This is a genomic window from Musicola keenii (genome assembly GCF_014855505.1).
Lineage (GTDB): Bacteria > Pseudomonadota > Gammaproteobacteria > Enterobacterales > Enterobacteriaceae > Musicola > Musicola paradisiaca.
In genome coordinates, this window is the sequence record NZ_JAAWVW010000001.1 from 124,603 (window position 1) to 140,317 (window position 15,715).

Below are 15,715 nucleotides of genomic sequence, written 5' to 3' on the forward strand. Positions count from 1 at the left end.
GTCATCCCGGCAAGATTGGCTCCTGCCGCTTCCAGTGCATAATCAAGAGTTGTGCCTGCGTTTCACCCTGATAACTCTCCTGTACCACCGAGTACCCCAGCTTGCGGTAAAACGCACAGGCGCGATGATTTTGCTGATACACCTCCAGACTCAGTTCATCAAATCTATCCTGAACGTAGCGCATTAGCGTGGCGGCAACACCCGTGCCGTACAGCCGATGGTGGACGAACAGCGCGCCGACAAAACGTTGACGCATGACGCTGATAAAACCGCCGATGCCTTGTTCGTCTTCATAAATCCAGGTCTGAGAGTGGGGAAGATAGCGATAACGCACCAACTCTTCGCTTTCCTGCCAGTAACGAGGGTTAATGAACGGGTGTGCGCGGGTGGTGCTTTCCAGCCAAAGCGGTATGAGTTGTTCCACATCCTGTGGATGAAAATCCCGGATCACCATGACTCCTGACGGCAGAAACAGTCTGCCACATGGTCGTTCACCAAGCCGGCCGCCTGCATGAAGGCGTAACAGATAGTGGAGCCGATAAATTTGAAGCCGCGCTTTTTCAACGCTTTGGACATGGCGTCGGAGAGGGCGGTTTTCGCCGGGACGTCAGACAGGGAGCCCGGGTGATTGACGAGCGGTGTGTGGTCGACAAACGCCCAGATAAAATCGGAAAAATTTTCACCCTGCGTTTGCATCGCTACCCAGGCTCGCGCATTGGTGATGATGGCCTCGATCTTTCCTCGATGTCGGATGATGCCGCTGTCTTGTACCAGCCGCGCGACATCGTCGTCGGTCATCACGGCAACGCGATGCGGGTCGAAATCATGAAAACAGCGGCGGTAGTGTTCCCGTTTTTTGAGTACGGTAATCCATGACAACCCCGCCTGCTGGCCTTCGAGACAGAGCAACTCGAACAGTTTCTGACTGTCGGTGCAGGGTTTGCCCCATTCGTTGTCGTGGTAGTCCAGATACAGTGCATCCTGAGTGACCCAGCCGCAGCGTTTCATCGCGTCCCCCAATAAAGCGTTAACCCGTTGTGATTTGTCGGTGATGTTGGTATTGATGATGGCCGACGTGTGGTGCATAGATGCGGATCCCGGCGATGATTACCTGAACGCCGGCGGGATGCAACCCCGCGCCGACAGTAAGATCACGAAACCGAAGATGGCGCTGATGTGATGTCGTCTCATTTTTTGCAGACAGGGGAGCGTAATGGGCGTCGAGTGGATATTGGCTTATCTGGCATTGGGTGCTGTTGTCGGTTTTATGGCCGGGCTGTTGGGCATCGGCGGCGGCGGCATCATGGTGCCGGTGCTGACCGGGTTGTTCGCCGCCCAAGGCGTAGCGCCGTCGCACCTGGTGCATCTGGCGCTGGGGACGTCCATGGCCGCCATCGTGATGACCGCCGTCTCCAGCCTGCGTACCCACCATCAGCATCAGGCAGTGCTATGGCCAGTGGTGTGGCGCATCGCTCCCGCCATCTTGATCGGCACGTTTGCCGCCACCTGGTTGGCGACGAAGGTGCCGACTCGCGCGCTGGCGATCTTTTTCTCCTGTTTTATGGCCTACGTTGCTGTGCAGATGGTGTTGAATATCAAGCCGAAACCCAACCGTCAGTTGCCGGGAACGCCGGGCTTATCACTGGCGGGGCTGGTTATCGGCGGTATCTCCGCGCTGGTGGCGATTGGCGGCGGCTCGCTCACCGTCCCTTTCCTGACCTGGTGCAACGTGCGCATTCAGCAGGCGATCGGCACGTCCGCCGCCGTCGGGTTGCCGATCGCGCTGGCCGGTGCGTTGGGGTATATGGTGAATGGCTGGTCGGCGACCGGTTTACCCGCATTCAGCATGGGTTATGTCTCGCTGCCGGCGGTAGTGCTGATTTCCATGGTGAGCTTTTTTACTGCGCCGGTGGGCGCACGGCTGGCGCATCGGCTGCCGGTCGTCACGCTGAAAAAGTGTTTTGCCGGGCTGCTGCTGTTGCTGAGTTTGAAAATGTTGCAGACCGTATTTACCGGCTGAATAGCCTATTCGGCCCTGTGTTTTACGGGCTGCAAAAATTTACTCGTGGGTAAAGTTGTTGCCGCATTCTGGCTGTATATCTTGCATTCAGCGGGTATACTGGCGCCTTCATTGTAAAAACCACTCGTATCGCGTGCGAATCCAACATGCAAAAGTTTGATACCAAGACCTTTCAGGGCCTGATCCTGACGTTACAGGATTACTGGGCGCGTCAGGGCTGCACCATCGTCCAACCGCTGGACATGGAAGTCGGCGCCGGCACTTCCCACCCAATGACCTGCCTGCGCGCGCTCGGCCCGGAGCCGATTGCCGCCGCCTATGTACAACCGTCCCGCCGTCCTACCGACGGCCGCTACGGTGAAAACCCCAACCGCCTGCAGCACTACTACCAGTTCCAGGTGATCATCAAGCCGTCGCCGGACAATATTCAGGAGCTGTACCTCGGTTCGCTGAAGGAGTTGGGCATGGATCCGACCATTCACGACATCCGCTTCGTGGAAGACAACTGGGAAAACCCGACGCTGGGCGCCTGGGGCCTGGGCTGGGAAGTGTGGCTGAACGGCATGGAAGTGACCCAGTTCACCTACTTCCAGCAGGTGGGCGGGCTGGAGTGTAAACCGGTGACTGGCGAGATCACTTACGGCCTGGAACGTCTGGCGATGTACATTCAGGGCGTGGACAGCGTCTACGATCTGGTGTGGAGCGACGGCCCATTGGGTAAAACCACTTACGGCGACGTGTTCCATCAGAACGAAGTGGAGCAGTCCACCTATAACTTCGAATACGCCGATGTGGATTTCCTGTTTACCTGCTTCGAACAGTACGAAAAAGAAGCCCAGCAGTTGCTGGCGCTGGAAAAACCGCTGCCGTTGCCAGCCTACGAACGCATCCTGAAAGCCGCGCATAGCTTCAACCTGCTGGACGCGCGCAAAGCCATTTCCGTGACCGAGCGTCAGCGTTACATCCTGCGGATCCGTACCCTGACCAAAGCGGTGGCGGAAGCCTACTACGCCTCCCGCGAGGCGCTGGGCTTCCCGATGTGTAATCGAAAAGAGAGCTGAGAGGCAGCGATGACAGACAAGACGTTTCTGGTGGAAATCGGCACGGAAGAGCTGCCGCCGAAGGCTTTGCGCAATCTGGCGGAATCTTTTGCCGCTAATTTTACTGCCGAGCTGGATACCGCCGGGCTGGGTTATCAGTCGGTGAGCTGGTTCGCCGCGCCGCGCCGTCTGGCGCTGAAAGTCGCCGGTCTGAGCGCGTCTCAGCCGGACAGGGAAGTGGAAAAACGTGGCCCGGCCATCGCGCAGGCGTTTGATGCTGAAGGTAAAGCGACCAAAGCGGCCGAAGGTTGGGCGCGTGGTTGCGGTATCACCGTCGAGCAGGCTGAACGTCTGACTACCGACAAGGGCGAATGGCTGCTGTTCCGTGCGCAGGTGAAAGGTGAGGCGGCGCAGACGCTGCTGCCGGGCATGGTCAGTACCGCACTGGCGAAGCTGCCGATCCCCAAACTGATGCGCTGGGGCGATAACGACACCCAGTTTGTGCGTCCGGTACACACCGTGACGCTGCTGCTGGGTGATGAATTGGTCCCCGGCACCGTGCTGGGCATCGACTCCGGGCGTACCCTCCGCGGCCATCGCTTTATGGGCGAGCCGGAATTCACTATCGATAACGCCGACCAGTATCCGCAGATTCTGCTGGAGCGCGGCAAGGTGCTCGCCGATTATGAGGCGCGTAAAGCCAAAATCAAAGCCGACGCCGAAGACGCGGCGCGCAAGATTGGCGGCAATGCCGATCTGAGCGACAGCCTGCTGGAAGAAGTCACTTCGCTGGTGGAATGGCCGGTAGTGCTGACGGCGAAATTTGAAGAGAAATTCCTGGCGGTGCCGGCAGAAGCGCTGGTGTACACCATGAAAGGCGATCAGAAATACTTCCCGGTTTACGACAATGCCGGCAAGCTGCTGCCGAATTTCATCTTTGTCGCCAATATTGACTCGAAAGACCCGCAGCAGATTATCGCCGGTAACGAGAAGGTGGTGCGCCCGCGTCTGGCCGACGCCGAATTCTTCTTCAATACCGACCGTAAAAAACGCCTGGAAGATCATCTGCCGCGTCTGGAAACCGTGCTGTTCCAGCAACAGTTGGGCACGCTGCGCGACAAGACCGACCGCATTCAGGCGCTGTCGGGCTGGGTTGCCGAACAGATCGATGCCGATGTGAACCACGCCAAACGTGCGGGCCTGCTGTCCAAATGCGACCTGATGACCAACATGGTGTTTGAATTCACCGATACTCAAGGCGTGATGGGGATGCACTACGCCCGTCACGACGGCGAAGCCGAAGACGTGGCGGTAGCGCTGAACGAGCAGTATCAGCCGCGTTTTGCCGGCGATGAACTGCCGTCGTCGCCGGTGGCCTGTGCGCTGGCGATCGCCGACAAGATGGATACGCTGGCGGGGATTTTCGGCATCGGTCAGCACCCGAAAGGTGACAAAGACCCATTCGCGCTACGCCGCGCCGCGTTGGGCGCGTTGCGCATCATCGTGGAAAAACGTCTGCCGTTGGACTTGCAAACCCTGACCGAAGAAGCGGTGCGCCTGTACGGCGACAAGTTGACTAACGCCAACGTGGTGGACGATGTGATCGAATTCATGCTGGGCCGCTTCCGCGCCTGGTATCAGGAAGAAGGTCACAGCGTGGACACCATTCAGGCGGTGCTGGCGCGCCGTCCGACTCGTCCGGCGGATTTCGATGCTCGCGTGAAAGCCGTAAGCCATTTCCGCACGCTGGAGCAAGCCGCGGCGCTGGCCGCCTCCAACAAGCGCGTGTCCAACATTCTGGCTAAATCCACCGAAACGCTGAACGACGGCGTACAGGCGGCGTTGCTGAAAGAGAAGGAAGAAATCCAACTGGCGACCTACGTCACCGCGCTGACCAGCAAGCTGGCGCCGTGGTTTGCCGAAGGCCGTTATCAGGAAGCCTTGGTGGAGCTGGCGCAGTTGCGCGAATCGGTGGATAACTTCTTCGATAAGGTGATGGTCAACGCTGAGGATCAGCAGGTGCGTATTAACCGCCTGACGCTGCTCAACGAACTGCGCAACCTGTTCCTGAAGGTGGCGGATATTTCGGTGTTGCAGTAAGCGATTCGGATATTACCATCCATAGATCAAAGCCTCCGTTTCGGAGGCTTTTTCGTTTGAGCGTGCGCGCTTTGTCGACGTCGGCTTGTGCTGATGATGCACGGTAGAAGGGCGCCCGCACGCCGCATATTAGCCGGGGGCTCACAGGGGGGGCAGACCATGCCGTTGCTGAGGAAGGTAGCCCGTCAATTTAATGCCGTGGAGGCAATGTACCGCCTGATATTTCCTGCATCACGTTCTCCACCCAGGCACTGAGCGTGTATTGATGATAAATATTTTCCGCTACAGGTCGGTAAGGGGTATGAATGAAATCCGATGGGACTGACCCATCCTGATTAAGCATGCAGACATTGTGCGGGTTATAAAAATCATAATCGGCCGTGTGCAGATTGGTGGTGATCAGTTTGCGTTGATAAGCCATGGATTCGTAAGCGCGAAAAGATAATCCTGCCTGCTGGCCCTGTACAATATCCAGAATGGCTCTGGCATTATCAATTTCGTGCGCCAGTTCCGCGCCCAGGAATAATTGCTCCGACGCTTTTATCCGTGCGTCCTTGATATATTTTCGTTTCCCCGGTTTATCGATATAGAAAATAATATTGGATTTGAGTTCGGGGTTTTTATCGAGAAATTGAACCGCTTGTTTATATCTCTCCGATGTAAAACTCATAATGGAAAAAACATCATATTCACAGGCCTGATAGGGCGTCGTGCTTTTCCAGGATGGATCGATATAGTTGTTGATTTTGGTGAAGTGAAAGCGTGCGCAATCCTGGCTGTCATAGCTCAGGACATGATCGAAAATATTGATATGTAAAGCATTGTCTGGCGCTTTGCTCAGGCTGTCCCACAGCGTGGCGACCAGTTTTTTTCCATGCTGACGCAGTATGTTCAGGTGCTGTTCATTAAACAGTTTGGGTTCCGTCATAATAATGGCGTCGAACGGTTCTCGGCCGATAAAAAAATTATGCAGGCCATGCTGGATTTGATGGTCGAGAGCCTGACGTTTGTAGTGCTTGCCGGTAAATATTTTATAGAGTTTAGCGATAATGCGGTGGCATGAGTCAAAATAGCGGAATGTCGATAAATCGCGATGATCGATATGGATAACATCGTGACCCTGCCGTTTCATTTCCGCCACGATCGGTGTTGCCAACCCCGCCCAGTCTGGACAAATAAATAACAAACGCATAATGCCGTTATCCTCAGGATAATTTTTTATGATTCGTTACGATGCGGTGGTTTTGATCGTTATGGCCCGCACCGAATTGAAACAGGATCCTCAATCGCCGGGAAATATAGCATTAAATGTTAAGTGGTGTCCCACAGTATTCGGGGCGGGCCCGGCAAGGCGGGCCGCTTAATACGCGGCCAGAGATAAGCCGTCGCTGACCCGGAACAGGTGCAGGCGTTCGGCCGGCAGCGCCAGTGTGAGCAAGTCCCCTTCGGCGACATTGAGGTTGTCCGGCAGGTGCAGTGTCGTTTTGCTGTTGTTGCCTTCAATGTGCCCGTACATATAGGTTTCCGTACCGATCATCTCGGCGTAGTCCACGCGGAACGGCAGGGTGTTTTCATCCGCCGTATGTAATAGGAAGTGGCTGGGCCGGATGCCCAGCTCAATTTCCATGCCGCGCTGCGCTAACTGCGGATTGACTGTCAGAGTGAGCGGTGGGAATCCTTCAATTGCGATCAGTGCGTTATCGCCTTGCAATTCTGCAATGACCCCGGTGTAGAAATTCATTTTCGGCGAGCCGATAAAACCGGCGACGAAACGATTTCTGGGATGATGAAAAAGCACCAGCGGTTTATCGAACTGCTCCACCATGCCGCCGTTAAGGATGGCGATGCGATCTGCCATCGTCATTGCTTCAATCTGATCGTGGGTGACGTAAACGATGGTGCTTTTCAGCCGCTTGTGCAGTTTGATGATTTCCGACCGGGTATCCACCCGCAGGGCGGCATCGAGATTGGATAACGGCTCATCGAACAGGAAAACGCTGGGGTTACGCACAATAGCACGGCCGATGGCGACGCGCTGGCGCTGACCGCCGGAAAGCGCACGCGGCTTTCTGGCCAGATAGGGTTCTATCTGCAACATTCTGGCGGCTTCCTGCACCCGAGTCTGGATATCGGCCTTGGACATGGCGGTATTTTCCAGGCCGAACGACAGGTTCTGCGCTACGGTCATATGCGGGTAGAGGGCGTAGGACTGGAACACCATCGCGATGCCGCGATCGCTCGGCGATACCTGCGTGACATCGCAACCGCCAATGGCGATAGTGCCGGAGGTACAGTCCTCAAGACCGGCGATCAGCCTGAGCAGCGTTGATTTCCCGCAGCCGGAAGGACCGACGAAAACCACAAACTCACCATCTTTAACATCGAGGTCGACGCCCTTGATGATTTGCGTATTACCAAATGATTTAGTGATATTTTTCAGTGTCAGTTGTGCCATCAGATCTTTCCGTCCACCGCTCAGAGTTGAGAGACGCAGTAACCGATGGATCACGCTATCGATTACCTTAGCGAGTGACATCATGACGGAGCCTTATTTAGTTCGTCAATATGTCGAACTAAATAATTAAAAAAATGTGACCTTCAACAAGAATGTAGAAAAATACTTATAATTTAGCGAGTTATGATATTTTTTTCTTATTGCTGAGGCAGAAGCACCGGTCGTTGAATCGCCCGGAAAGCCAGAGTGGGTTGGCGGATCATGCTTGTTGGTCAGTCTGGCTGCGCGAGCGGCGGGGTGAAGGGAACGGGTGCTCCAGTCTTTCCCCGGTCTCGCTCGCGAGAGGGTGCTCAGAGGTTTTTAGGTAATGGGATCTTGCGGGACAGATCCGGTAAACCAAAAAGAAGATTGTGTAATTTATTCAATGAAATAGCCACTGCACCCGTCAGTACGGACTGCGAACCCAGGGTGCTGGATTTCAGCAGGATGGGGTGGGGAGAGCAGTTACTCAGGTAATAGCGAATGCGTTCGGTCAGCTCCGGACGGATACCGATATTGCCGCCAATGATGATGCTTTCCGGGTCGAACATCAGCGACACCGATAGCACCAGCAAGGCTGCGGTGCGGGCCGTCTCTTCGATGGTCACGATGGCGGAGGGCTCTTTGTCCGCGTAGCGGTTCAGTATGTCCCGCACCGGCGTGTTCGCCGCCCCGCCAGCGAAATGATAGCGCTGGCTAATACCGGCGGCGCCCAGCACCGACTCTAGCGTCCCTTGACGCAGGCTTTCCGGCGCGTAGGCATCGCCGCCCAGCGGCAGATAGGAGATCTCGCCGGCGGCGCCCATCGCGCCACGCAGTAGAATTCCTTCCAGTATCAGGCCCAGACCAATCCCGGTACCCAGTGAAATAAACGCCAGTGAGTGGTCGTCTTGCCCGCAGCCCCGCCAGTATTCGCCGATCGCGGCGGCATTCACGTCGTTTTCAATCAGCACTTCGCAGCCGAAAGCCTGCTGCATGGTGTCCCGCAGCGCAAATCCGCTCATGTTTTTCAGGTTGGGTGCCATGTCCAGCGCGCCGGTTTTTTGGTTGATCACGCCGGGGATCGCTACGCTGACGCTGTGCAGTTTGCTCTCATCGATCTGTTGCTGGGCCAGAATGTCGTTTTTTAACTGGCACAGGCGATTGACCAGATCGATGCCGCCTTGGCTGTCATTTTCTGTTTCATAATGCGCGATTTCGGCGCCGCGCAGGTTGACTAGGCTTAGCCGGATCGTGGTTGCACCGACGTCCATGCCCAACACATAGGCCAGATCGTCGGCGATCTCGTAGTTCATGGCGGCGCGCCCGACCTTGCCCGACTCCAGTCCGCAAGGGCGTACCCACCCCCGTTCTTCCAGAATCAAAATGACTTCGGACATCGTCTGCTTGGACAGCTTCGTTGCCTTTGCCATCGCCGCACGCGATGCCGGGCCGGCGTGAAGCAGGTACTCCATCACGGCTCGAACCGATATCTGGCGTAGAACCGGAACATCATTTTCTATTTCAATCACTTATTTTTTCTCAATCATGTATCGGGACGGTATTGAATCAGGTCGTCTGATCGCCAGAAATGCCTGCATATTATGCAATAAAAGTGTTACCCCGCTCTCGTTTCTGTTCACTTTCCAGAGAAAATTATTATTTGACTCAGGGTTCATATTGACGGTTCCGATCGGAAAGGATATTAATTCGTAAGGTTGATGAACTAATTATAGCAGTTATTTATGGCTGCAATCTACGTTGGGAAAAAGGACGTGATATGGCGAACTCTCAGCCACTTGGTAAAACTCTTGCAAACGCGCTTTCTCAACTGGAGCGTCTGTCGTTGGAACCGATATCCGGCTGGGCTTCCGTCCTCGATATTCCGTTGGCGAGCGCACAGCAACTGATGAAACTTATGGAAAAACAGGGCATTATCCAACGTAAACCACAGGGTATCGAATTGCATCCGCAATCGCCCGTCGTCATAGGTTTTGATTTGGGCGGCACCAAAGTCAAAGGCCGGCTGGCGACGCTGACCGGCGAAGTGCTGGCGCAAACGGCGCACCCTACCCGCAAAGGCGATGAACAAGCCGCTATGCAACAAATGTCGTCGCTGGCGGAGGATCTGCTCAGCCAGGCCGGCGTTTCGCCGCAGCGGCTGAAGCAGATTGCCATCGGTATTCCCGGCTCAATTGATAGACAACGAAACGTACAGCTCTCCCCTAACCTACGCTTACCCGCCCGGTTGCCTACCATGCTATCGCTGGCGGATGGGCAGTCGTGCCCGACGGTATTCGAGAATGACGTCAATCTGGCGGCGCTGGGGGAATACCACTATGGGCACGGTAAGGGCAGCGATTCGCTGGTGTTTGTCGCTTTCGGCACCGGCGTCGGGATGGGCATCATCGCGCAAGGCGGCATCATCAGCGGGCATAGCGGCATGGCGGGGGAAATCGCGCTCTTGCCGCTGAGCGCAACGCCTTATGAAGACGCCAGAATTTCCGTGGGCGGCGTGTTTGAAGACCGTGTCAGCAGCAGCGCGATTCGCCAGCGTTACCAGGGGGGAAATATCGAGGTCATCGATATTTTTCGCCAGGCCGAACTGGGCGAGCCGCAGGCGATCGCGGTACTGGAGAATACCGCACGGATTGCGGCGCTGGGCGTCGCTTCCGCGGTGAGTCTGTTGAACCCCGAATGGCTGATTCTGGGCGGCGGCATCGGCGCGCGGCCGGCGTTCCATGAACGAGTTCGCCAGCAGGTTGAGGCGCTGATCCCGGTGCCGGTACGGCTTACCGGCAGCGCTCTGTTGGACGATGCGGGCGTCGTCGGCGCCGTCCATCTGGCCAGAGAAGCCTGCCTGACGGCGTTGTCTTTGCATAATGTGGGAGAACCGGCATGAACAGTAACACGTCAATATCGTCATCTGAGTGGAAGTTACAACCGCAACCGGATGGCCAGCTTGTCGGCGACGCTGTGACGCGGCTGCCGTTTATGGCTCGGCGTTTGCAGGGATCGTTCTGTGCAGCGCAGGGCATTGTGGAACTGGCGCTGTGGGGCAGCGGTACGCTGGGCCGCGTCCATGTCGCGCCGTTGAACGGGTCTTGCTTGTTTGCACCTAACCGCCTGTTGACGGCGGAACGGGGGTTTTATGTGGCGCAATCGCAGCCGGTGGCGCTGCTGACGCAGACGCGATTCCGGCGTTTTTATCCGGCGAAAAAACGCGCCTGGTGGGATCGGCAAGGCGGCCGCGCCGCGCGGGAACGGTTAGGCGAACAGCAACGATGGGTATTGCCCTGGGGCGTGGTGATCGTCGAACAGCGCGGCGAGGATGTGTTGATCGCTGCGGGCAATGACGACGCCGAAGCCCGGCGCGGTCTGGCGTTGAGCACCGAACAGATTAAGCAAGAGGCGCAGCGTTACATCGATGACTGCGACTCGCTGCCGCAGGCGCAGCCTTTGTTGCGCAGTATGGTGCAGCAAAGTCTGCACGCTGCGTTGTCCAGTATTCGTTATGACCACGCCGGGAAATTCGCCGGGCTGGCGGCGGGGATGGACTACAGCGCACCGGCGCGCACCTACTACCGTGACGGCTACTGGACGCTGCAGGCGTTGCTGCCGTTGCAGCCGCAGATCGTGCTGGAGGAGATTCACCTGATGGCGGCGGGATTGCAGCCGACGGGCGAAGCGCCGAGCGGCGTGATCCTCAATGGCCCCGGTTTGTCGGACGCCTGGGAAGATGCGCGTCAGCATAATCCCGCCGTGACGGAAAACCACAGCCGCCCGCAGGACTGGTGGAGCGACCATTTCGACAGTCCGTTGTTCTTTATTCTGACGATTGCCGATTACGTGCGCGTCACGGGTGACAGCTCGCCCTGCGAGCAATACTGGCCGCAGATCGCCACCATCATTGCGCGCTACGAAGGCTTCATTCTTGACGATAACGGCCTGCCGCAAAAACCGTCGCATAACGATCGTGACTGGGCGGATAACGTCTATCGCTTCGGCTATGTCGCTTACGATCTCGGCCTGTGGATTGGCGCCGTCAAGGCGGTGGCGCAGTGGGCGGCAGAGCGCGATCCGGCGCTGGCCGAGCGTTGCGAACACCTGGCGGCGCAGGCGGCCCGGCATCTCGACGCCGTGCTTTTGCAACCGAATGGGCACTACGCCGATTATGGCCACCCGGATGAATTCATTGAAGATCACCTCACGCTCGACAGCCTGACGCTGCTGCGTTACGGCGCGGTGGATAACGCGCGCGCCGACGCTGTGCTGCGTCGGATCCAGGCGCAACTGGAGACTCGCCATAACCGCGAACAACGCTATGGCGACTGGGGCGTGATGTGTGCTTGGCCGCCGTTCAAACGCCGGCAAGATACGCGCGCCAAGTCGGCCTTTACCTTGCGTTACCACAACGGTTCCGACTGGCCTTATCTGGATGGGTTGTACGCCGACACGCTATTGCAGTACGGCATACCGGGAAGCGAGTACCCGCTGACCCGCTGGTGGGTGACGTGCCTGGAACAAGGATGGGCCGGTGCCGTGGAGTATTTCTCTCCGCCGTTTGGTCGGGGATCGTTATTACAAGGGTGGAGCAGTATGCCCGCCGCGGTGGTGATGAAGTACCGTCATCACTTTGACGGCGGTCAGTAATCACAGCGTAGTTTGACTGTGTTCGATGCAATAACATTGATCAGGAAACACATCATGAAGAAAAAGGCTGTTATCGCAGTACTGGCTGGTGCCATGACGCTTGCGTGTTCATCATTGCAGGCCGCCGAGTTGACGATCATGTGGTACGAAACGGATAAGAATGAATCCGCCGTGCTCAAGCAGTTATTGAATGAATACACACAACAGCACCCGCAGACGACCTTCAACCTGCAACTGGTTCCGTATGACAACGTGATCCAGAAATTCCGCCAATATGCGGCGTCGGGTTCCGGGATGCCGGATATTTCCAAAACCTCGTCGATGGAAGCGGTGATTCGCCCTTACCTGGTGGACTTCAATCAATACTTCGGCAAGGACTACCTGAATCACTACATCAAAGGCTGGGCAGACGGTGCCAGGCTGGGCGATAAAGCGATAGCCGCTCCACTGTATGTCACCTCCACCGGGCTATTGCTGAATGCCGATGCCTTCAAGAAAGCGGGCGTGGCCCTGCCGGATGTGCAGCAGGGTTGGACGTGGGAAGAGTTCCTGCCGAAGATCAAGGACGTCGCGCAGAAAGCGCATGTGCGTTATCCCTTGGTGTGGGATGTGTCGGCCAGCCGCTGGATCATCCATGAATACCACTATGGCAACCATGTCTTTTCCACCGAACCGCCTTACAAGGTGGTGATGGATAAGCAGAAAGCCGCCGATACGCTGGCCGGCTTCGTCAAGATCGCCGATGAGTATATGCCGCGCGGTCAGTGGTCTGGCTCCAGCGCGGATAACCCGAAAGAGCTGTTTATCGGCGGGCAGGCGGTGGCCTGGATGACCGGCAGCTGGCAGCTCAGTTCGCTGGCGCAACGCGCCAAGTTTGACTGGCGTGCCGGTTATACGCCGCGAGGCACCGTCAAATCCAGCGTTTACGGCGGTGAATATGTGGTCGCGTTCAACACCAGTCAACATCTGGATGAGTCTACCCGTGTGGTCAAATGGCTGACTTCGCCGGATGTCCTGAAACGTCTTTCGGTACCGATCGGCATGATTCCGGCCACTTTGTCTGATGAGCCGGTGAAATACGAGGATCCGAAAATCAGCCAGGCGATGGCGCTGATGCAGCATGAACTGGTGGAAAGCCCGGCTTATGCGGCGGCGGATCAGGCCAATGAAGCGATGCAGTTCGTCTGGGCGCCGATGAAGGATGCTGTGATGCAGGCGGTAACTCATCAGATCACGCCAGAGCAGGCCATCGAGAAAATCATGAAGGCGGCACAGGATGGATTAGGGGCATCGCAATGAAAGTGATGAATCCGGAGCAGGCCAGTCTGGCGGGTATGTCGCAGAGTTCGGGATCGTTTAACAGTCGTATCAGGAAGTTCTGGCCTTATTTGTTGATATTGCCGTCGTTTGGGTTGTTGTTGCTGTTCACCTTCTATCCGCTGCTGCAAGGGTTCTGGATGTCGGTATTTCAGCGCGGCGTGGTGGTGTTGCCGCAGGTCGCCAGCACGCACCCCAAATTCGTCGGCATCGACAACTTTATTCAGGTCTTTACCGATCCCGAATTTCAGCACGTCCTGCTGCGGACGGTGGTGTTTGTGGTGTTTGCGGTACCGCTCAATCTGACGATCGCTCTGGTTATGGCGCTGTTGCTGGCGCCGCAGATGCGGGGGTTCGGGTTGGCGCGCACCATCGTCTTTTTCCCGTCGATGATAAGCTTGCTGACCATCGGCATCATGTGGAAATGGCTGTTTGGTTATAACTCCGGATTGATCAACTACGTACTGAGCCTGATCGATATCAGCCCGGTACCCTGGCTACAACAGGAAACCATGGCGCAGATTGCCGTGGTGATTGTCTGGGTGTGGGCCAGTGCGGGCTTCAATATGATGATTCTGTTGGCCGGGTTGACGGCCATTCCGGAAGATTTGTATGAAGCCTCGCGTATCGACGGCACCAGCCGTTGGCGCACCTTCTGGCGTATTACTCTGCCGCTGTTGCAGCCGAGTGTGGTGGTGGTGGTGGTGTTGTCGTCGATTGAAGCCTTTAAAGTGTATGAACTGGTGCTGTCACTGACGGGCGGCGGGCCGGGGCGCGCCACCGTCTATTTGATCCAGACCATTTATGAGAATGCGTTTATGCAACCGGCCACCGCAGGGGTTGCGGCGGCGCAATCGGTGGTGCTGTTCGTGATTTTGTTCGCGCTGTCGGTCATCCAACTTCGTCTGTCGAGGAGTTTTAAATGAAGGGTTCATCTCTGCTGACGCGCTGGATAGTCATCGGTTTTATGCTGCTGTTTTTCCTGTTGCCGCCGATCTGGATCTTTTCCAACGCGCTGAAATCGGTCGATGAGATTTTTGCCTGGCCGCCGTCCCTGTGGCCGGAAAACGCGACGCTGGAGAATTTTGTCGATGTGTTCGCCAACACCAATTTTGTGCATACGTTCGGCAACTCCTTTTTCGTTTCCATCCTCTCGTCGCTGCTGTCGGTCACGATCAGCGTCATGGCGGGCTACGCGCTGGCGAAGTTCCGGTTTCGTGGCGATACGCTGGTGTTCATGATCATCATGTGCGCGTTGATGATTCCGCTGCAGATTATCCTGATCCCGATTTTCCTGCTGCTGCGCGATTTACACCTGCTCAATACGCTGTGGGGGGTGATTATCGCGCCGGCGGCCACGCCCACCGGGGTATTCTTGATGCGTCAGTACATCAAGAACATTCCCGACAGCCTGCTGGAGGCGGCGCGTCTGGAAGGTACCAGCGAGTGGCGGATTCTGTGGCGCATCGTGGTGCCGCTGTCGCTGCCGGCCATCGCCACGCTGGCGGCGTTCACCTTCGTCTGGCGGTGGAACGATTTCCTGTGGCCGTTCCTGGTGATCAGCGATCAGAGCCAGTGGACGGTGCAACTGGCGCTGGCCAGCAATGTTGGCCAGTTTGATATCAACTGGCCGCGTCTGCTGGCGATGTCCGCCATGGCGGTCTTGCCGATGCTGGCGATCTTTCTGGCGCTGCAACGCTACTTCATGAACGGGTTGATGGCCGGTGCCACCAAGGAGTAGCGCCGGCTTCCTGCCCGCCGCTAACCACGGGCGGGCTTGCCGTCCGCGTTGTCTTTCACCCTTCGCCGCCGGGCTGGCGGCGCTGTGTCCGGTTGGCTCTCGTCACCGGCGCGACGACAGGGATCTTCCTTTTTATCGGTTCCGCAATGCCGGCCGTTTTGCCTGATGCCGATCATCTTAAGTGGTTCGCATCCCCTCCAGACTTCCCTGTATTGATGAGGCGTCCGCCCTGTTGCATCGGCCGCCAGCCCCAGCGACATGACATACCGTTTTTTTACGACGGCGCATGATGAATATGCCGGCTATTTTTTACATGGCCTCGGGGAAATAGAGCGTAGAATAGCGGACCACTGCCTGATAGGCGTTTTCCA

At 56.7% G+C, this 15,715-nt stretch carries 13 protein-coding genes; 8 read left to right on the forward strand and 5 right to left on the reverse strand.

The window, feature by feature from the left end:
• Position 1: 1 nt before the first annotated feature.
• Both HEP82_RS00550 and HEP82_RS00555 read right to left on the reverse strand, forming a co-directional pair.
• Complete coding sequence (locus HEP82_RS00550) at positions 2-451, reverse strand: N-acetyltransferase (RefSeq protein WP_192456598.1); 450 nt, start codon at positions 449-451, stop codon at positions 2-4.
• Positions 448-1,008, reverse strand: a complete 561-nt coding sequence (locus HEP82_RS00555; protein WP_192456599.1) for a DNA-3-methyladenine glycosylase I — start codon at positions 1,006-1,008, stop codon at positions 448-450. Before HEP82_RS00555 ends, HEP82_RS00550 begins: the two co-directional genes overlap by 4 nt.
• A 205-nt stretch (positions 1,009-1,213) precedes the next feature.
• Here HEP82_RS00555 and HEP82_RS00560 point away from each other — a divergent pair, with 205 nt between their 5' ends.
• The 3 genes from HEP82_RS00560 (at position 1,214) to glyS (ending at position 5,160) form a co-directional block, all read left to right on the forward strand.
• On the forward strand, positions 1,214-2,020 hold the full coding sequence (locus HEP82_RS00560) for a sulfite exporter TauE/SafE family protein (protein WP_192456306.1): 807 nt from the start codon (positions 1,214-1,216) through the stop codon (positions 2,018-2,020).
• A 146-nt stretch (positions 2,021-2,166) separates the two neighbouring features.
• The gene (gene glyQ / locus HEP82_RS00565; protein WP_192456307.1) at positions 2,167-3,081 is read left to right on the forward strand and encodes a glycine--tRNA ligase subunit alpha; all 915 of its coding nucleotides are present in this window, start codon (positions 2,167-2,169) and stop codon (positions 3,079-3,081) included.
• 9 nt (positions 3,082-3,090) lie between these two features.
• Positions 3,091-5,160, forward strand: coding sequence for a glycine--tRNA ligase subunit beta (gene glyS, locus HEP82_RS00570; RefSeq protein ID WP_192456308.1), 2,070 nt, complete (start codon positions 3,091-3,093; stop codon positions 5,158-5,160).
• A gap of 190 nt (positions 5,161-5,350) precedes the next feature.
• Here the strand turns inward: glyS and HEP82_RS00575 are convergent, their stop codons facing one another.
• From HEP82_RS00575 to HEP82_RS00585, 3 genes are all read right to left on the reverse strand, one after another.
• Entirely contained in the window at positions 5,351-6,352 is a 1,002-nt protein-coding gene (locus HEP82_RS00575) for a hypothetical protein (protein WP_192456309.1), read from the reverse strand.
• Between the two features lie 168 nt (positions 6,353-6,520).
• Positions 6,521-7,615 (reverse strand): ABC transporter ATP-binding protein, encoded by a 1,095-nt coding sequence (locus tag HEP82_RS00580; protein ID WP_192456310.1) that lies wholly within the window; start codon positions 7,613-7,615, stop codon positions 6,521-6,523.
• 350 nt (positions 7,616-7,965) lie between these two features.
• The gene (locus tag HEP82_RS00585) at positions 7,966-9,165 is read right to left on the reverse strand and encodes an ROK family transcriptional regulator (RefSeq protein ID WP_192456311.1); all 1,200 of its coding nucleotides are present in this window, start codon (positions 9,163-9,165) and stop codon (positions 7,966-7,968) included.
• A gap of 248 nt (positions 9,166-9,413) precedes the next feature.
• Here HEP82_RS00585 and HEP82_RS00590 point away from each other — a divergent pair, with 248 nt between their 5' ends.
• From HEP82_RS00590 to HEP82_RS00610, 5 genes are read left to right on the forward strand one after another with little or no spacing between them, the layout of a single operon-like run.
• A complete protein-coding gene (locus tag HEP82_RS00590) occupies positions 9,414-10,535 on the forward strand; it encodes an ROK family protein (RefSeq protein ID WP_192456312.1) in 1,122 nt (373 codons plus the stop codon).
• Positions 10,532-12,286 (forward strand): GH116 family glycosyl hydrolase, encoded by a 1,755-nt coding sequence (locus tag HEP82_RS00595; RefSeq protein ID WP_192456313.1) that lies wholly within the window; start codon positions 10,532-10,534, stop codon positions 12,284-12,286. Before HEP82_RS00590 ends, HEP82_RS00595 begins: the two co-directional genes overlap by 4 nt.
• A gap of 54 nt (positions 12,287-12,340) precedes the next feature.
• Positions 12,341-13,585 carry an ABC transporter substrate-binding protein gene (locus HEP82_RS00600; RefSeq protein ID WP_192456314.1) on the forward strand — a complete coding sequence of 415 codons (1,245 nt, stop codon included), beginning with the start codon at positions 12,341-12,343 and terminating at the stop codon, positions 13,583-13,585.
• Positions 13,582-14,529, forward strand: coding sequence for a carbohydrate ABC transporter permease (locus tag HEP82_RS00605; RefSeq protein ID WP_012763710.1), 948 nt, complete (start codon positions 13,582-13,584; stop codon positions 14,527-14,529). The genes HEP82_RS00600 and HEP82_RS00605 overlap by 4 nt, the downstream gene beginning before the upstream one ends.
• Positions 14,526-15,344, forward strand: a complete 819-nt coding sequence (locus HEP82_RS00610; RefSeq protein WP_192456315.1) for a carbohydrate ABC transporter permease — start codon at positions 14,526-14,528, stop codon at positions 15,342-15,344. Before HEP82_RS00605 ends, HEP82_RS00610 begins: the two co-directional genes overlap by 4 nt.
• The last annotated feature ends 371 nt before the right edge of the window (positions 15,345-15,715 follow it).